At 35.7% G+C, this 17,229-nt stretch carries 19 protein-coding genes and 1 tRNA gene; 14 read left to right on the forward strand and 6 right to left on the reverse strand.

The genetic code is table 11. The features are described 5' to 3' along the window. The 8 genes from Q5O73_RS06040 to Q5O73_RS06075 form a co-directional block, all read left to right on the forward strand. The coding region (locus Q5O73_RS06040) for a pyruvate formate lyase family protein (RefSeq protein WP_302669259.1) at positions 1-1,358 on the forward strand (1,358 nt) is incomplete at its 5' end. A gap of 29 nt (positions 1,359-1,387) precedes the next feature. Further along, positions 1,388-2,191 carry a pyruvate formate-lyase-activating protein gene (pflA, locus tag Q5O73_RS06045; RefSeq protein ID WP_021952199.1) on the forward strand — a complete coding sequence of 268 codons (804 nt, stop codon included), beginning with the start codon at positions 1,388-1,390 and terminating at the stop codon, positions 2,189-2,191. After that, a complete protein-coding gene (gene grcA3, locus Q5O73_RS06050; protein WP_021952200.1) occupies positions 2,166-2,408 on the forward strand; it encodes an autonomous glycyl radical cofactor GrcA3 in 243 nt (80 codons plus the stop codon). The genes pflA and grcA3 overlap by 26 nt, the downstream gene beginning before the upstream one ends. Before the next feature lie 155 nt (positions 2,409-2,563). Beyond that, entirely contained in the window at positions 2,564-3,868 is a 1,305-nt protein-coding gene (locus Q5O73_RS06055; RefSeq protein ID WP_186839887.1) for an ATP-binding protein, read from the forward strand. Between the two features lie 13 nt (positions 3,869-3,881). Next, positions 3,882-4,592, forward strand: coding sequence for a hypothetical protein (locus Q5O73_RS06060; RefSeq protein ID WP_186839886.1), 711 nt, complete (start codon positions 3,882-3,884; stop codon positions 4,590-4,592). 29 nt (positions 4,593-4,621) lie between these two features. Further along, positions 4,622-4,885 (forward strand): PqqD family protein, encoded by a 264-nt coding sequence (locus Q5O73_RS06065; RefSeq protein ID WP_302669260.1) that lies wholly within the window; start codon positions 4,622-4,624, stop codon positions 4,883-4,885. Positions 4,886-4,902: 17 nt separating this feature from the next. After that, positions 4,903-5,331 (forward strand): S24/S26 family peptidase, encoded by a 429-nt coding sequence (locus Q5O73_RS06070; RefSeq protein WP_302669261.1) that lies wholly within the window; start codon positions 4,903-4,905, stop codon positions 5,329-5,331. A gap of 113 nt (positions 5,332-5,444) precedes the next feature. Further along, positions 5,445-5,517 (forward strand) — tRNA-Gln (locus tag Q5O73_RS06075). 159 nt (positions 5,518-5,676) lie between these two features. Here the strand turns inward: Q5O73_RS06075 and Q5O73_RS06080 are convergent. The 4 genes from Q5O73_RS06080 to Q5O73_RS06095 all read right to left on the reverse strand — a co-directional run bounded on the left by Q5O73_RS06080 (position 5,677) and on the right by Q5O73_RS06095 (position 8,368). Further along, positions 5,677-6,921, reverse strand: coding sequence for a 6-phosphofructokinase (locus Q5O73_RS06080; RefSeq protein ID WP_118589259.1), 1,245 nt, complete (start codon positions 6,919-6,921; stop codon positions 5,677-5,679). 204 nt (positions 6,922-7,125) lie between these two features. Continuing rightward, entirely contained in the window at positions 7,126-7,731 is a 606-nt protein-coding gene (locus tag Q5O73_RS06085) for a manganese catalase family protein (RefSeq protein WP_021952206.1), read from the reverse strand. Continuing rightward, positions 7,731-7,991 (reverse strand): spore coat protein CotJB, encoded by a 261-nt coding sequence (locus Q5O73_RS06090; RefSeq protein WP_118589261.1) that lies wholly within the window; start codon positions 7,989-7,991, stop codon positions 7,731-7,733. Before Q5O73_RS06090 ends, Q5O73_RS06085 begins: the two co-directional genes overlap by 1 nt. After that, complete coding sequence (locus Q5O73_RS06095) at positions 7,988-8,368, reverse strand: spore coat associated protein CotJA (protein WP_302669262.1); 381 nt, start codon at positions 8,366-8,368, stop codon at positions 7,988-7,990. Before Q5O73_RS06095 ends, Q5O73_RS06090 begins: the two co-directional genes overlap by 4 nt. Positions 8,369-8,552: 184 nt before the next feature. Here Q5O73_RS06095 and Q5O73_RS06100 point away from each other — a divergent pair, with 184 nt between their 5' ends. From Q5O73_RS06100 to Q5O73_RS06115, 4 genes are all read left to right on the forward strand, one after another. Then, complete coding sequence (locus Q5O73_RS06100) at positions 8,553-9,896, forward strand: family 16 glycosylhydrolase (RefSeq protein WP_302669263.1); 1,344 nt, start codon at positions 8,553-8,555, stop codon at positions 9,894-9,896. Between the two features lie 82 nt (positions 9,897-9,978). Further along, positions 9,979-10,845 (forward strand): class II fructose-1,6-bisphosphate aldolase, encoded by an 867-nt coding sequence (gene fba, locus Q5O73_RS06105; protein WP_021952210.1) that lies wholly within the window; start codon positions 9,979-9,981, stop codon positions 10,843-10,845. A gap of 128 nt (positions 10,846-10,973) precedes the next feature. Then, positions 10,974-11,849: a class B sortase gene (locus Q5O73_RS06110; RefSeq protein WP_118589264.1), complete on the forward strand. Its 876-nt coding sequence runs from the start codon at positions 10,974-10,976 to the stop codon at positions 11,847-11,849. Positions 11,850-12,126: 277 nt separating this feature from the next. Next, positions 12,127-14,220, forward strand: a complete 2,094-nt coding sequence (locus Q5O73_RS06115; RefSeq protein WP_302669264.1) for a glutamine synthetase III — start codon at positions 12,127-12,129, stop codon at positions 14,218-14,220. Between the two features lie 385 nt (positions 14,221-14,605). Here Q5O73_RS06115 and Q5O73_RS06120 read toward each other — a convergent pair whose 3' ends face one another. After that, positions 14,606-14,806 carry a tyrosine-type recombinase/integrase gene (locus Q5O73_RS06120; protein ID WP_118589266.1) on the reverse strand — a complete coding sequence of 67 codons (201 nt, stop codon included), beginning with the start codon at positions 14,804-14,806 and terminating at the stop codon, positions 14,606-14,608. A gap of 454 nt (positions 14,807-15,260) precedes the next feature. Here Q5O73_RS06120 and Q5O73_RS06125 point away from each other — a divergent pair, with 454 nt between their 5' ends. Beyond that, on the forward strand, positions 15,261-15,785 hold the full coding sequence (locus Q5O73_RS06125) for a peptidylprolyl isomerase (RefSeq protein ID WP_302624558.1): 525 nt from the start codon (positions 15,261-15,263) through the stop codon (positions 15,783-15,785). A gap of 137 nt (positions 15,786-15,922) precedes the next feature. Next, positions 15,923-16,141, forward strand: a complete 219-nt coding sequence (locus Q5O73_RS06130) for a DUF1858 domain-containing protein (RefSeq protein ID WP_021952217.1) — start codon at positions 15,923-15,925, stop codon at positions 16,139-16,141. Positions 16,142-16,207: 66 nt separating this feature from the next. Here Q5O73_RS06130 and Q5O73_RS06135 read toward each other — a convergent pair whose 3' ends face one another. Next, positions 16,208-16,684, reverse strand: a complete 477-nt coding sequence (locus Q5O73_RS06135; protein ID WP_302624557.1) for a DUF6465 family protein — start codon at positions 16,682-16,684, stop codon at positions 16,208-16,210. Positions 16,685-17,229: the final 545 nt, after the last annotated feature.

Genomic DNA, 17,229 nt, shown 5'->3' on the forward strand with positions numbered 1-17,229 from the left:
TACAGGAAGCTATTCAGTGGATGTACTTAGGATACTTAGCAGCTGTTAAGGAACAGAACGGTGCTGCAATGTCACTTGGACGTACATCTACATTTATTGATATTTATGCTCAGAGAGACTTAGCAAACGGAACATTTACAGAAGAGCAGATTCAGGAATTCATTGATCACTTCATTATGAAGTTAAGATGCGTTAAGTTCGCAAGAACACCTGAATACAACCAGATTTTCGCTGGTGACCCTGTTTGGGTAACAGAATCACTTGGTGGTGTTGGTATTGACGGACGTCACATGGTTACAAAGACAACATTCAGATATCTTCATACATTAGAGAACCTTGGTGCAGCTCCAGAGCCAAACCTTACAGTTCTTTGGTCAACAAGATTACCTGAAGCATTTAAGAGATACTGTGCTAAGCTTTCAATCGAATACTCATCAATGCAGTATGAGAACGATGACCTTATGAGAGTATACAATGGTGATGACTACGGAATCGCTTGTTGTGTATCTTCAATGAGAATCGGTAAAGAAATGCAGTTCTTCGGAGCTAGAGCAAACCTTGCTAAATGTCTTCTTTACGCTATTAACGGTGGTGTTGATGAAAAGACAAAGGTACAGGTAGGACCTAAGTACAGACCAATCACATCAGAATATCTTGATTATGATGAGGTTATGGAAAGATATGAAGATATGATGAAATGGTTAGCAGGAGTATATGTAAATGCTCTTAACATCATTCATTATATGCATGATAAATATTCATACGAAAGAATTCAGATGGCATTACATGATGCACACGTTAAGAGATGGTTCGCAACAGGTGTTGCAGGACTTTCAGTAGTAGCTGACTCACTTTCAGCTATTAAGTATGCTAAGGTTAAAGCTATCAGAGACGAAGACGGAATTGTTGTTGATTACGAGACAGAGGGAGAGTTCCCTAAGTATGGTAACGATGATGACAGAGTTGACAGCCTTGCAGTAATGATCGTTGACAAGTTCATGGGTTACTTAAGACAGCACTTCACATACAGAGAAAGTATTCCTACACAGTCAATTCTTACTATTACATCAAACGTAACATATGGTAAGAACACAGGTAATACACCTGACGGAAGAAAGACAGGTGAGCCTTTCGCACCAGGTGCTAACCCACTTCATGGTAGAGATACTCACGGTGCAGTTTCATCACTTGCATCAGTAGCTAAGATTCCATTTGAAAATGCAAGAGATGGTATCTCAGATACATTTACAGTTATTCCTGACGCACTTGGAAAAGACTGTGAAGTATTTACAGGTGACCTTGATGCTGACGAACTTGGAATTGACATTGACGAGCTTATTAAATTACAGCAGTCATAATTAGAAATTAGAGAGAAGGAAAGATTAGGATGTCGACTGGAATTATTCATTCAACTGAAAGCTGTGGTACTGTAGATGGTCCTGGTGTAAGGTTCGTAATATTTTTTAAGGGATGTCCGATGAGATGTGCATATTGTCATAACCCGGATACCTGGACTATGGCCGGAGGAACGGAAATGACTGTTCAGGAACTCCTTGAGGAATATGATAAGAAAGCACCGTTCTATAAGACCGGAGGAATCACTGCCACTGGTGGAGAACCAATGGTTCAAATAGATTTCCTTACAGAACTGTTCACAGCAGCTCACAATAGAGGTATTAATACTTGTCTGGATACATCAGGTGTAACTTTTAGACCTGATGATCCGGAGTATTTGAAGAAAACTGATAAATTACTTGAAGTAACTGATTTAGTTATGCTGGATATTAAACATATTGATCCAATAGAACACATGAAGTTATGCAAGCAGCCAAATGATAATATTTTGGCATTTGCCAGGTATCTTAACAAAAAAGGTATAAAGATGTGGATAAGACACGTGGTTGTGCCTCACATAACATTAAATAAAGAGTATCTTTACAAATTAGGACTTTTTATTGGCAAGTTAGAGATGGTAAAAGCGTTGGACATTCTTCCGTATCATGATATGGCAAAGCCTAAATATGCTGAGCTTGGTATAGATTATCCGTTAAAGGATATTCAGCCGGCCACGAAAGAAATGGCAATAGCAGCAAAAAAGATTGTGTTGCAGGGATTTAAGGAATCCAGAATCGAGTTATTAAAAGAAAAAACAGGAGGTAATAAAGATGGCAGCAAGTGCAAAACAGATTGACAATTTAGTTTCATTAATAGATGGATATGCAGAGGAAGGTGGATATCATCTTAACGTTAACGTATTAGTAAGAGATACATTACTTGACGCTCAGAAGCACCCTGAAAAATATCCACAGCTTACAATTCGTGTATCAGGATATGCTGTAAACTTCATCAAGTTAACAAAAGAACAGCAGGATGATGTTATTCACAGAACATTCCACGCTAATCTGTAAGACGAAATTAACGGATATTGTTAATTCTTAATTTAAATATATAAATTAAAAGGCAACCACTATTGGAGTAACAACCATTAGTGGTTGCTTTTGTAACAAAAACTCATATTTAATGTACATAAAATATGAAATAATTAATGGTCAGGAGAAAGAACATGCATAACATAGTATCAAAGTTATTAATATATGGTGATATGCCTAAAGATTCTATATTAATGGAATTAAGCAGTATAATAAGAGAATTTAAAGGTGAAAATTATAAAAAAGACGAGATTATCACAAGAATTTATCATCAGGTAAAGAGAATATTGGAAGTATCAACAGATTACGGTTTTGATAGAAACTTATGGCATAATTATCTTACATATCTTCTGATTACAAATGAAAATCCATTTAGTCTTACATGCGAGAAAGTTGGGGCAAATGATGGTAGTGTAAACTATTTTGCCAAAAATGACTTTAAACAGTTTATGAAATTGTTTGATTATGATTTTAAACCAATGGAGGAAGAATTAGGAATAGATTGTTTTGAAAAGCTCCAGAATTATAAGGCAATTGGTAAGACTGAATTAATGTACAACAAAAATGTAAGCGAAAAAGTACAGAGTTTGAGCTTAAAGCTGGAAAATGCAAAGGATGAAAATGAATTCTTTGATTATGTTACTGAATTTTATAAGCAATATGGCGTAGGAATGTTTGGACTTAATAAAGCCTTCAGAATTAAGGATGGAGACGGTCCTTTAGAATTTCACGCAATTAATAATATGGACAAGGTAGTTTTAGATGATCTTGTTGGATATGAGATACAGAAGAAGAAATTAGTGGACAATACAGAAGCCTTTGTTCAGGGAAGAAAGGCAAATAACTGTCTTCTTTTTGGCGATAGCGGTACAGGAAAATCTACAAGTATTAAGGCAATAGTCAATGAATATTACGAGCAGGGACTTAGAATGATAGAAATATACAAGCATCAGTTTAAGGATCTTTCTAACGTAATAGCAGCTATTAAAAACAGAAATTATAAATTTATTATATATATGGATGATTTGTCATTTGAAGATTTTGAAATAGAGTATAAGTTTTTAAAGGCAGTTATTGAAGGCGGCGTGGAAACAAAGCCGGAAAACATATTAATTTATGCTACATCCAACAGACGTCATTTAATAAAGGAAACATGGAATGACAGAAGTGATGTTCAGGTTGAAAATGGTATGCATAAGTCAGATACAATGGAAGAGAAACTTTCATTGGTACATAGATTTGGTGTTACAATTAACTATTCTAAACCAACGCAAAAAGAGTATTTTGAAATTGCCGTTGAATTGTGTAGAAGACTGGGTGTTAAATTGTCTGATGATGAAATAAAGGCAGAGGCAAACAAATGGGAGCTTAGCCATGGTGGAATATCAGGAAGAACAGCTCAACAGTTTGCTAATTATTTAGCGGGACAGCAATTATAAAATGGAGAATAATATGAACGTATACAAATTCGCAGAGGTGCCGGTGGGTATCGAGTTTAGGGGAAAATACTTTGAAAAGAAGAGCATGGAGTATTTAGCTGAAGGTGAAACACCAAAATTTTGTATTTCAGTTAATTTGCAGGATTTGATGTATGAGCAGGAACATGCAGAAGATAATACAAGATATCCTCAGGATTATTTGGAGTACATTGCCATATATAGAAAGTTTTGCGAAAAAGTTTTAGATTATGGGGTGGTGTTATGCCATGGAAGTGTGGTAGAATATAAAGGCAACGCGTATATGTTTACGGCACCAAGTGGAACTGGTAAGTCCACCCATGCAAGACTTTGGCGGGAAAATTTTGGCGAAGACGTTATTATGATAAATGATGACAAGCCACTTTTGAAGTTTAAAGAGGATGGAGTGTATGCTTATGGAACACCCTGGGATGGAAAACATTGCCTTTCTACTAACAGGTGCGCAAAACTTGCAGGAATATGTTTTTTGCATCAGGCAGAAACGAACCATATTGAAAGGATAGGTGCGGACAAATCTGTTGAATTGTTAATGAACCAGATATACAGACCTCAGGATGCTAAGGCTATCTTAAAAACCTTAGACTATGGAGATATGTTATTAAAAGAAGTTCCAATGTATTCCATGGGATGTAACATTTCAAAAGAGGCTGCACAAATGGCATATGATGCCATGAAAAATGAATAAGCAAATATACAATAATATGGAGGAAGACAATGAAAATAAAAGAAGGATTTGTGTTAAGAAACATGGGAGGACAGGCTGTAGTTGTTTCAATTGGTTCCGCTAGTAAAATATTTAACGGTATGGTTAAATTAAATGAAACCGGTGAATATCTTTGGAAAAAAATTTCTGATGGTGCAAGTAGAAATGATTTAATAAATTCACTTTTGGAAAAATATGATGTAGATATTGAATTAGCAACAAAGGATGTTGATAATTTTATTACTTCATTAAAGACTCCCGGAATTATAGAATAAATTATTTGAGAGGTATTATGGAAAAGACCACAATAGAAAATGCTATTAAAGAGAATGGGTTTTATCTTTCAACCATTGTAGGTGATAGCATGATGCCACTTTTAAGAAACAGAAGGGATACCGTTAAGATTATTCCTGTTAGTGGCAGATTGAAAAAATATGATTTACCATTATACAAAAGACCTGACGGAAAATATGTGCTTCACAGAATAGTTAAGGTAAAAAAAGACCATTATGTTATAAGTGGTGACAATAGGGGATGGAAGGAAAAAGTTCCCTTTGACTGGGTAATAGGAGTTACGGATTTGATTTACAGGGATCAAAAGGAAATTACTGCTGACAACCGGGAATATGTGGCATATGTGAAGAAAACCTGCAGAAAATACTGGATTCGCAGAGTTAAGCATATTATTAAAAAATGCAAATTATGTATAAAAAACAGGTAAATGGCAATATTTATATTGGAAAAGGTGAAAAAACAGAAAATACCTTAAAATAATTAAAAAAACACTTGCAATATAAAATGGGGTGTGATAGAATATTTTCTGTCGCAAGACGATGGCCCATCGCCAAATGGTAAGGCACTGGACTCTGACTCCAGCATTTTCAAGGTTCGAATCCTTGTGGGCCAGCTAAACAGTATCGGTTTCCGGTACTGTTTTTTTGTTGCATACAATAGCATCTGGAATTAAAATCTTGAAAAAATACTATGGTGATATATAGATATTATTGGGAAAATATCACTGTAATAAAAAGGAGTAGAAAGCAATATCCTACTCCTTTAAACATATTTATTCACCTATTTTATTTGGAAATAAATGCGAAATATCCAGATAATCAGGAATACCACGCTGGTATTTTACAACAGGCTCACCTAAAATCAACGGATATACATAATCAATAAACTCCTGGGTAACATCATTGCCCATATCATTAATCCATTCCCTTGGTACATGTTTTACAAGACCTGCAACATTTTTAACATCAGTATCTCCCATATCTACGGAATATGGAGAATTTGATTTCCTGATGGCAGTAACCATAACAGCAGTCTTACCTTGAAGTGCAACTTCAACAGCATGTCTGCCAAGACGAAACGCCTCACCAATGTCGGTAATTGAGGACATATGAGCTGCACATCTTTGGAGAATGTTGATTTCCACGGAACGAACTTTTACCTGAATATTTTGCTTGATAATATATTCAAGGCATTTTCCCGTACCACTAAGCTGACTATGACCGAATGTATCCTCCACGGCAGAAGTAGCACTTATATATTGTCCCTTTGCATTCTTTATTCCCTCGGATACTGCAATAACAACGTTATTATATCTGTCCATTGCAGTACGAACATCTTTGATAAACTGCTTTTCGTCAAAAGCGACCTCCGGAAGGTAAATAAGATGCGGTGCAAAATTGTACTTATTTCGTGCTAAAACTGAAGCCCCTGTAAGCCATCCGGCATCACGCCCCATTATTTCCACAATAGTTACACTGTTAATAGGATAAATTGAGGTATCATGACCGATTTCCAAAAGAGTAGATGCCACATATTTTGCCGCAGAACCATATCCCGGGGTGTGGTCGGTAATACATAAATCATTGTCAATTGTTTTTGGAATTCCAATAATCTTTATGTCCCTGTCAATAGCTTTGGCATAGGTGCTAAGCTTGTCCACCGTATCCATTGAATCATTCCCACCAATATAGAAAAAGGCATCAATGTCATACTGTTCAAATTTGTTAAAAATGTAGGCATATGGCGCATCATCTTCTGAGTAATCAGGAAGCTGATAACGGCATGAACCTAAATACATGGAAGGCGATTTTTTTAAAAGCTCAATAAACATAGGGGTGTCTTCAAATTTTTGGGACAAGTCCATTAGCCTCCCGTTTAAAAGCCCCTGAACTCCGTTTAAAGAACCATATATTTTGTCAAATTGTTTGCTGTCAATAGCCCCTTGTATAACACCGGCAAGACTGGCATTAATGGCTACGGTAGGCCCGCCTGACTGGGCAACTAGACAATTCTTCATAATTTCTCCTCTCGCTGTAAAAATTTTTTAATTTAAAAAATGAATATACGTACAGTATACCCCAGATTAGAGTAAAAACCAACAGAGAATTTGTAATGGAAATCCGGAAATCAAGTGTATATAATTTTAACGGAATTTACAACAATTATGTAATCATCCGGCAGACATTCAAGTTTTTAATTGAAAATCTGCCCGGATTTTAAATTAGCAGTTTTTTACGCAGGAGCTTGGATTGAAAGCATAGAAATTCTTTTTATCCAAATCTTCGTTAATAAGTCTTAAAGCTTCACCGAAACGCTGGAAATGAACAATTTCACGTTTACGCAGGAATCGTATTGGATCTGCTACTTCGTTATCTTTTACAAGACTTAAGATGTTATCGTAAGTCTTTCTGGCTTTCTGTTCCGCAGCCATATCCTCCACTAAGTCTGCAATAGGGTCACCGGAAGACTGAAATTCAGTAGCTGTAAAAGGAACTCCGCCTGCCGCCTGTGGCCACACTCCTAAAGTATGGTCAACATAGTATTTCTCAAAGCCTGCCACATCTACTTCATCACATGGAAGATCTTTAACCAACTGGGAAACTATGGTTCCGACGATTTCGAGGTGTGACATTTCTTCAGTTGCGATATCGTTCAACAATCCGGCAACACGGGAATTTTTCATGGCATATTTTTGAGACATATAACGCATGGCAGCACTAGCTTCGCCATCGGGTCCACCATACTGGCTTATAATCACCTGTGCCATTTTAGGATTCCTACATTTAATATTTACCGGGTACTGGAGTCTTTTTTCATAAACATACATTAGCAATTACCTCCTTCCCAAGGCATAGGACCTTTATTCCACTCCCAATAATCGCAATTATCGGTTTCATAAAATCTTAGCGGCCCAAATCTCTTAGTATACTCATCCCATGCCTCCTGGCGCACCTTCTCCATCTTCTGATGGAACGCAATAGCTTCAGTGCAATTGGGATGAGTGTCTAAAAACAATCGGGTATCATCCATGGCAAAACTTGCCTGAGTAATAATTTTCATTAAATCTTCTTTGCACATGTTTTTCATTTTTTACCACACCTCCCAATATAAGGTTTATCCATATCTTCAAAAATGGTGCCTTTTTCCAGTCCTTCTTCTATACAGTAAATATTTCTCCAAATCTGCCACGGAACATATGACATAGCAGGAACCATGGAATCTACAGGTTCATTGCCGCGGTCGCAACCTTCATTCCTTTTACATCCACATTCATGTGTGGAATTATCAGAATCAAGGTGGGACGGAGGCATCTGCCTGTTACCGGCATTGAAGCTACGATTCATACCACAACCGGTGCCATTATGCATTGTATTCATGTTGCAGTTCATATTGCGGGTATTTCCACACCTTGAGTTTAAACAGCCACGACTGTTTATAGGGGAATTTCCCATATTGTTATTCATATTACAAGCCATTTAACATACCTTTTCCTTTATGATTTACATTATTAATGTATGCTAAAAAAAACGTATGGTTCTGAATATATTTGCTATAAAAAATGCACCAATTAAAAAAAAGACACCTTTATGGCAGTGACATTTTTTTATAAACTTAACATAAGTGGTAAAATATTTTAAAGGAGGAAATATGGGAAAAATAGCAGAAAGGATATTTATGATAACATTAATAGGCACATTGTTAGGTTTTGGTGTTAAAAATATTAATGCAGCTACAAAATCCACACAGTACAAAATGGTTTGGAGCGACGAATTTAACGGCACAAAACTTAATTTAAAAAATTGGACTTATGATATAGGAAATGGTGGCGCAAATTTCGGCTGGGGAAACAATGAACTGGAGTATTATACAGACAGGGAAGATAATGTAAAGGTGGAAAACGGTTCCCTTGTTATAACAGCCAGAGCGGATAATTATAAAGGTCCGGGAATGAAAAAGGCTACAAAGTATACATCAGGAAGAATTAAAACATCAAATTTGCAGTCCTTTAAATATGGAAAAATTGAGGCACGTATGAAAGTGCCGGCAGTTACAGGAATGTGGCCGGCATTTTGGATGTTGGGATACAATGACAAAGGCTGGCCGTACTGCGGAGAAATAGATATTCTTGAAACATGGAACAGCTATCAGTTTGCTCAGGGCACAATTCACTGGGAAAATGAAAAAGACAGGCCGGGAAGAGATACTTATGAGACTTCCAGCACTAAAAAATTCAAGGATAAAACAGCATGGCATACATATGGTCTTATCTGGACTCCGAAACAAATGCAATGGACGGTAGACGGAAAGGTTTACAAAACATTTAGCTTAAAAGAAAGCCATAAATCAGAATTAAAAAAGCCGTTTTACATTATTCTTAATTTGGCAGTGGGAGGCAATTTGCCTTATTTCCCACCGGAAGACGATTTTGTATCTGAAAAAATGATGGTTGATTATGTAAGAGTTTATCAGAGAAAATGTGATAACGGTTCATATGACGGTGTATGGGAAAAATCTGAAAAAAGCAGCGTACCGGTTTATTCAGTGAAGTTTAGTAACATTACCAAGGTGGTAAATCAGCAAAAGGTATTAGCAGGGGAAACAATAATTCTGCCAAATGTTAAACGTAAGGGATACAAATTTTTAGGTTGGTATAATGGAGATAAAAAATTAACTGAATCAACAATGATAAAGTCAGATATAACTGCCAAAGCTAAATGGCAGAAAATCTCAGTTAAGCAGACAAAAATCACTTCAACTAAGCAGATTTACAGAAAAATGGCGACAGTTAAGTACAAAGTAAAGGGTAAGGTTGACGGCTATCAGATAAAAGTAGGCAAAAAAACAAAATATTCAGAATCTAAAATCGTAACTTTTGGAAAATTTGTTTCCGGGAAAACTTACAAGGTAAAAGTACGTGCCTATTCCATTGATTCAAGGGGTAAGAAAATTTTCGGAAAATGGAGTAAAACCGCAAAAATTACCATAAAATAGTATTGGCATTTTAAGTAAAATGGAGTATACTAATTACGGTTGTTTAGAATATAACAATTAATGAATTTTATGGAGGTACATTATGTTAGTATCAGCTAAGGAAATGTTGGAAAAGGCAAAAGCAGGACATTATGCTGTTGGACAGTTCAACATCAACAATCTTGAATGGACAAAGTCAATCCTTTTAACAGCACAGGAATTAAAGAGCCCGGTTATTTTAGGAGTATCAGAAGGTGCCGGAAAGTATATGACAGGATTTAAAACAGTAGCAGCTATGGTAAAGGCTATGGATGAAGAATTGGGAATCACTGTTCCTGTAGCACTTCACTTAGATCATGGAACATATGAAGGATGCTATAAGTGTATTAAAGCAGGATTCACATCAATTATGTTTGATGGTTCACATTATCCTATCGAAGAAAACATTGCAAAGACTAAGGAATTAGTTTCAGTAGCACATAACATGGGCATGTCAATTGAAGCAGAAGTTGGTTCAATTGGTGGTGAGGAAGATGGCGTTATCGGAAGAGGCGAGTGCGCAGATCCTGACGAATGTAAGGCAGTAGCAGATCTTGGTGTAGATATGCTTGCAGCAGGTATTGGTAACATCCATGGAAAATATCCTGCAAACTGGGAAGGACTTAGCTTTGAAACATTAGATGCTATTCAGCAGAAGACAGGAGTTATGCCATTAGTTCTTCACGGTGGTACAGGTATTCCTGAAGATATGATTAAGAAGGCTATTGACCTTGGCGTATCAAAGATTAACGTTAATACAGAATGTCAGTTATCATTTGCTGACGCAACAAGAAAATACATTGAAGCCGGAAAGGACTTAGAAGGAAAGGGATTTGACCCTAGAAAACTTCTTGCTCCTGGTGCTGAAGCTATTAAGGCTACAGTAAAAGAAAAGATGGAACTTTTCGGTTCAGTTGGAAAAGCTGAATAATTAAATAATATTTATATAATGCTCTTAATGGGGCGTTGTAACAAGAGAAGGCTGTTACTTTAGGTAGTAGCCTTCTTTTTGTTGATTTTTAAGGGAAATAATTTTATAATTATGTTTAGAAAAAAAGTGTGGCAGGTAATAAAGTGGACAAGGCAAAGGATAGCAAACAGGAACAATTAAATAACGAAATCACCGGGAAAAAACATAAAAAAATCCCTAATGCAATATATAATGTAGTGCGAGTGTTTGCCATATTATTTGCAGGAGGGATACTTATTTATGCCTCATATAACCTCACGGAATCCTACTTGAATTACAAAGAGGACGAGAAAAAATATGCCCAGATAAATCAGATGTTTATTAAGGACAACGAAGAGAAAACCACTGAAAAAAGTCAGAACAATAAGTCCATAAGATACACGAAATCTGTTCCCACATGGAAATGGGATTATAAAGAAATGCTTCAATATAATGACGAGGCTAAGGGCTATATAAAGCTTAACGGAACCAGAATACAGTATCCTATAGTGGAGCATAGTGACAATGATTTTTATTTAAAGAGAGGCTCTGACAAGGTCTACAATGGAGCAGGAGCCATCTTTTTGGACTACAGAACTGCCGGACTGGATGGAAAAATGTGCATTTTATATGGTCACAATATGTTAGACGGCTCTATGTTTAAGGAACTGATGAACTTTAGGGATGATGATTTTTGCAGGAAACATCCTACGTTTGATATATATGTAGGGTATAGGCATTATATATATTATGTATTTTCCGTGTTTTCAGATAAGGATGATAATGAAAATATATATAAATATGGATTTGCCAATGACGGGGAGTTTCAGAACTGGATAAATACTGTATCTTCCAGAAGCAGATACAATTTTGGAGTTAGAAAACCTGACACTTCCGACAAAATTATAATGTGTTCAACATGCGTGGACGACTATGGAAACAGACAGATTGTTTGTCTCTACAGAGGTGAGGAAGTAGTGGATTAAAATGCCAAAAAAATACAAAAAATTACAAAAATAAGCCTTAAACTTAATTTTATTAAGAAAAAGGTTTAAAAAATTAGATAAATACCTGGTAGCTATTGATTTTTATAAAGAAATGATGTAGATTATAGGGCGAATGAGGTAGTACCTCACCGCTAAATGAGATTAAGGACAAGGGCGTTCTTCAAAACAGTATATTTGGAGAAGTGTCCTTTTTTTTATGGTAGCTCCATAAGAAATTGGCGGAAAAATATGTTAGTAGAAGAAAGGAACAGAAACTATGGGAGTAAATATTGAGAAAGTTTTTGGTGAAGATGTTTTTGATGATGCAGTCATGAAAGTCCGTTTACCAAAAAGCGATTATGAGAAGGTTAAGAGCCTTATGTACCAGGGTGGAGAAATTACAGAGGAGTTAGCTGATGTGGTTGCACAGGCTATGAAAGAATGGGCATTGGAAAAGGGTGCTACACATTTTACACATGTATTCCAGCCATATGTTATTTCGGTAGGAGCTGAAAAACATGATTCATTTTCTTCAACTGTAACAGACGGAAAGATTGAGAATACATTTACAGGAAAAGATTTACTTATGGGTGAACCTGATGCATCTTCATTCCCATCAGGTGGACTTAGAGCTACATGTAGTGCAAGAGGATATACAGCATGGGATATCACATCACCTGTTTACATTAAGGAAGGAACTCTTTGCATACCTACAGCATTCTGCTCATACACAGGTGAGTCATTGGATACAAAGACTCCATTACTTAAAGCAATGCATGCAGTAAGTAAGCAGGGTGTAAGACTTATGAGATTATTTGGTGATGAAAAGACTCAGAGAATTTTCTCATACGTTGGACCGGAACAGGAATATTTCCTTGTGGATGAAGATAAATATATGAAGAGACCTGACCTTATTTACACGGGACGTACACTTTTCGGTGCTATGCCTCCTAAGGGACAGGAAATGGATGACCAGTATTTTGGCTCAATTGCTCCAAATGTAAAGGCATTTATGGAAGATTTAAATGTTAAGCTTTGGAAATTAGGAATTACAGCAAAAACACAGCATCGTGAGGTTGCGCCGGGACAGCACGAAATTGCCCCAATTTTTTCAGTTTCAAATGTTGCCCTTGATAACAACCTTTTAGTAATGGATATTTTAAAGAAAACAGCAAGAAAGCATGGATTTGTATGCTTATTACATGAGAAGCCTTTTGATGGAATTAACGGTTCAGGTAAGCATAACAACTGGTCACTTACAACTGATGACGGAATCAATTTGTTTAAGCCGGGAAAGGAACCTGAAAACAACAAGTTATTCCAGTTAGTGTTAGCTTGTACAATGGCAGCTGTTGACAGACATGCAGTTCTTTTAAGACTTGCTGCATCTAATACAGGTAACGACCACAGATTAGGAGCAAACGAGGCACCTCCTGCTATTATTTCAATGTATCTTGGAGATCAGGTTGGTGATATTGTTGACCAGATAATTAAGAATGGTAAGGCTACATCAAGTCTTTCATCAGGAACACTTGATTTTGGTATCAAGAAGCTTCCTGTACTTGAAAAAGACCCTACAGATAGAAACAGAACATCACCATTTGCATTTACAGGCAACAGATTTGAGTTCAGAATGGTTGCTTCATCTAACTCAATTGGTGATACAAATACAGTACTTAATGCAATGATGGCTGAAGCTTTCAGCAATGCATGTGATGCATTAGAGGGAGCAGAAGACTTTGACAAGGCAGTAGAAGAATATACAGTTAAGTTAATGAGAGAACATCAAAGAATCGTATTTAACGGTAACGGATATTCAGAGGAGTGGCCTGTTGAAGCAGAAAAGAGAGGACTTCCAAACTGCAAGTCAATTGTTGATGCAATTCCTGCATTAGTTGATGACACTACAGTTGAAATGTATGAGAAGTTTAACGTCCTTTCAAAGGCTGAACTTGAAGCAAGAGAGGATATTTTATTTGAACAGTATGCAGGTGTTAGAAATATTGAAGCATTAACAATGATTGAAATGGCTAACAAGATGATTATTCCTGCAGCAGTTAAGTATACTAAGAAGCTTGCAGATACTGTAATTGCAGTAAAAGAAGCAGGAGCAGATGCTTCAGTACAGGCAGATATGTTATCAGAAGTTTCAGGAAAATTAGCTGAAATGAAAACAGCTGTTAAGGCATTAGAGGAAGTTACTGCTAAGGCAGCAGATGCTGAATGTATAAAGTGCAAAGCAGAAGAATATAAGGATGATGTTATGGCAGCTATGGCAGAGCTTAGAAAGCCGGCTGACGAACTTGAACTTATAATGCCTAAGGAATTATGGCCAATGCCAACATATGGAGATCTTGTTTTTGAACTGTAAAGAACATAGATAATTAATTGATTATTAATGAAAGGATTGCCACTGTATGGTGGCAGTCCTTTTTAAATGACTACACAATACAAAAAGGATGCATGTCTGCATCCTTTCCGCAAATATATTCTAATAATAAAAAAGGGAGGGAATCGGATTTATCCGATTCTAAAAAAATTATGAAAAAACATAAACAAAAAAGTAATAACTTTTGTTTATGTTATTATGATAAAAGAAAATCGTGAAAAAAGAGTGTTCTCCTTGTAAATAATTTATGAACGTGATGTAAAATTTAGTTCCTCATAAATCCAGTGCTTATGGGGATTTTTATTTTTAAAAATTATGAAAAAACGTAAAAAAATAACGCTCGTAGAATATAAATTAATGGTCGATTTTAGATATTTCTAGTAGCATTTTTTAGAGCTATCTGTGTATATACACCTTTGGTAATATCATCTATTTTGTGCCCCATAATTTTTTTAGGGGTAATATCATCTGCCTTTGCATTGTGCATTAATGTTGCAAATGTGTATCTTGTGTCGTGTGGTAGGTGTTCAGTTCCCAACAAAGCTAACGTATGGCATACGTTTTTCATCTCCTATAAAGTTTATTTGATTCGGATAAGGCAGTTTGTAGAAAATATGTTAGTAAGTAATTATGGTGGCAGAGGTGCATCATTCAGAGCAAAAGGAGAAAAAAGGGTTGCCCCTGTGACATTAAACAGTCAAAGGGACAACCTTATAAATACTAACAACCGAATTTAAAAATTTTGCAAAATGCGTTAAATAACTCGGAACAGCTATTGAAATTAAAACACATAGTTTTGTCCTCCTTATTCTCTCGAATATTTGTATCAGCTGAACATGAAACAAGTGTAACAATTTTGTAACATTTAATCAATAGGAGCATTTTGGAAAAAATGATATAAAAAGGCAAACCCTATAAAAGTCATTGAAAAAAGTGGAATAACGTTGTATAGTATACAAAAAAATAAGGCATATCCGTACTTTTTAGGTAATGCCTGATAAAATGGTTAAAGGAGAAATAAAATGGCAGAAAAGAATCCAATAGTAACAATTGAAATGAATAATGGAGATATTATGAAAGCGGAGCTTTATCCGAAAATTGCACCTAATACAGTAAACAACTTTATAAGTCTTGTAAACAAGGGATTTTATGATGGAGTAATTTTCCACAGAGTAATAAGAGGATTTATGATTCAGGGTGGAGATCCTCAGGGAACAGGTGTTGGCGGACCGGGATACTCAATTAAAGGCGAGTTTTCAGGAAACGGTTTCGCCAATGATTTAAAGCATACGCCAGGTGTACTTTCAATGGCAAGAACAATGATGCCAGATTCAGCAGGCTCACAGTTTTTCATTATGCATGAAACATCACCACATCTTGACGGACAGTATGCAGCATTTGGAAAAATTTGCGAAGGTTTGGATATAGTGAATAAAATAGCTGAGTGTGCCACAGACTATATGGATAAACCGTTAGAACCACAGGTTATGAAGAAGGTTACGGTTGAAACATTTGGAGTGGATTATCCGGAACCGGAAAAATGCTAATTTTACGCAGAATATTATAAAGTGCATATTTGTAACTTTTGGGAGAATTTATACTATTTACAAAATTACAAATTCGTTGTATAAAATACTGTAGTGGTTAATTCACTGTAGAAAGCTAGGAAATAGGAGGAATAGTTATGGCAAAGATAACTAAAGATATGATTATCGGTGATATCATTAAAATAAATATGGGATGTGTTCCTATTTTATTAAATGAAGGAATGCATTGTATAGGATGTCCTGCTTCACAGGGAGAATCTCTTGAAGAAGCATGTATGGTTCATGGAATCGATGCTGATGCATTAGCAAAGAAGTTAAACGACTTTGTTGAAAGCGTTGAAGCAAAAGAAGCATAGAAGAATCCTGAAATATAGAAAAAGCTGCCAAATTCATGGCAGCTTTTTCTCATATAAGATTATGTCTTATAAAGCAACGTCACCGATGATTCCATCGATTACATAATATGCTTTCATGTCTTCAGGTTTAATATAAATAGAAACTGATGACATTGTCTTCTTACCGTTCTTTGCTGTGTAGTCAGCCTTTACAGCAGCTTCAATTGCAGCTGTGTCAAATTCCATTCCCTGGAACTGTACATAAACGTTATTTTCTTTCTTTGTAGCTTTTTTTGCTGTAGTTTTCTTAGCAGCAGGTTTTGTTTCAGCCTTCTTTTTAGCAACTTCAACTTCAGCTTTCTTTTCAGTAGCCTTAACTTCAACTTTTTTCTCAACAGGTTTAGCTTCAACCTTCTTTTCAGCAACCTTAGCAGCCGGTTTAGCTTCAACCTTCTTTTCAGCAACCTTGGCAGCAGGTTTAACTTCAACCTTTTTTTCTGTAGCTTTAGCAACCGGTTCAACCTTTTTCACAGTTGATGTTGCTGTTACTTTCTTACTTGCCATAATTTTAATCCTCCTTAAAAATAAGTAGGTCGATTCAAGTCTATAAAATTAAGTTCGTAATATCAACCCAATAGTGTTATATGTATCTCTTTCACAGATTTTATAATACAACTACATTTTAAATTATGCAATGAGTTGAAAAAAGTTTATGAAAAACAGACAAAATCCACAGTAGTTAGCCAAAAATAATAATAAAAACTACTTGCTAAAAAATAAAATAAAAATAATATTAGTAAAAAATCACAATTAGGGGTTGAAAAATAACTAAAAATATAGCAAAATTACATTATGCGTGTGGTCGAAAAATTTGACTTTAAGTCGAAATTTTGCTAAAATTCACAAGCAATAGTAGGTATATAGGTTAATAACAGACAAATATTTGTAATTGGAATGATAAATAATGAATAGATTTGAAAAGAGAAAAATAAAAACAGGTCTTTACAGACATGTAAATGCATTGACATATGTATGTATTTTTACAGTAGCTTCTATAATTACCATAGCAGCAGCTGTTAACAGAACGGATGATATTATCCATATAGATG

Origin of the sequence: Eubacterium sp. AF15-50, from assembly GCF_934835595.1 — a bacterium.
GTDB lineage: Bacteria > Bacillota > Clostridia > Lachnospirales > Lachnospiraceae > Eubacterium_G > Eubacterium_G segne.

Coding starts and splice junctions, on each gene's coding strand:
- pflA (WP_021952199.1), top strand. CDS start 1,388: ATGTCGACTGGAATTATTCATTCAACTGAAAGCTGTGGTACTGTAGAT.
- grcA3 (WP_021952200.1), top strand. CDS start 2,166: ATGGCAGCAAGTGCAAAACAGATTGACAATTTAGTTTCATTAATAGAT.
- Q5O73_RS06055 (WP_186839887.1), top strand. CDS start 2,564: ATGCATAACATAGTATCAAAGTTATTAATATATGGTGATATGCCTAAA.
- Q5O73_RS06060 (WP_186839886.1), top strand. CDS start 3,882: ATGAACGTATACAAATTCGCAGAGGTGCCGGTGGGTATCGAGTTTAGG.
- Q5O73_RS06065 (WP_302669260.1), top strand. CDS start 4,622: ATGAAAATAAAAGAAGGATTTGTGTTAAGAAACATGGGAGGACAGGCT.
- Q5O73_RS06070 (WP_302669261.1), top strand. CDS start 4,903: ATGGAAAAGACCACAATAGAAAATGCTATTAAAGAGAATGGGTTTTAT.
- Q5O73_RS06080 (WP_118589259.1), bottom strand. CDS start 6,921: ATGAAGAATTGTCTAGTTGCCCAGTCAGGCGGGCCTACCGTAGCCATT.
- Q5O73_RS06085 (WP_021952206.1), bottom strand. CDS start 7,731: ATGTATGTTTATGAAAAAAGACTCCAGTACCCGGTAAATATTAAATGT.
- Q5O73_RS06090 (WP_118589261.1), bottom strand. CDS start 7,991: ATGAAAAACATGTGCAAAGAAGATTTAATGAAAATTATTACTCAGGCA.
- Q5O73_RS06095 (WP_302669262.1), bottom strand. CDS start 8,368: ATGAATAACAATATGGGAAATTCCCCTATAAACAGTCGTGGCTGTTTA.
- Q5O73_RS06100 (WP_302669263.1), top strand. CDS start 8,553: ATGGGAAAAATAGCAGAAAGGATATTTATGATAACATTAATAGGCACA.
- fba (WP_021952210.1), top strand. CDS start 9,979: ATGTTAGTATCAGCTAAGGAAATGTTGGAAAAGGCAAAAGCAGGACAT.
- Q5O73_RS06115 (WP_302669264.1), top strand. CDS start 12,127: ATGGGAGTAAATATTGAGAAAGTTTTTGGTGAAGATGTTTTTGATGAT.
- Q5O73_RS06120 (WP_118589266.1), bottom strand. CDS start 14,806: ATGAAAAACGTATGCCATACGTTAGCTTTGTTGGGAACTGAACACCTA.
- Q5O73_RS06125 (WP_302624558.1), top strand. CDS start 15,261: ATGGCAGAAAAGAATCCAATAGTAACAATTGAAATGAATAATGGAGAT.
- Q5O73_RS06130 (WP_021952217.1), top strand. CDS start 15,923: ATGGCAAAGATAACTAAAGATATGATTATCGGTGATATCATTAAAATA.
- Q5O73_RS06135 (WP_302624557.1), bottom strand. CDS start 16,684: ATGGCAAGTAAGAAAGTAACAGCAACATCAACTGTGAAAAAGGTTGAA.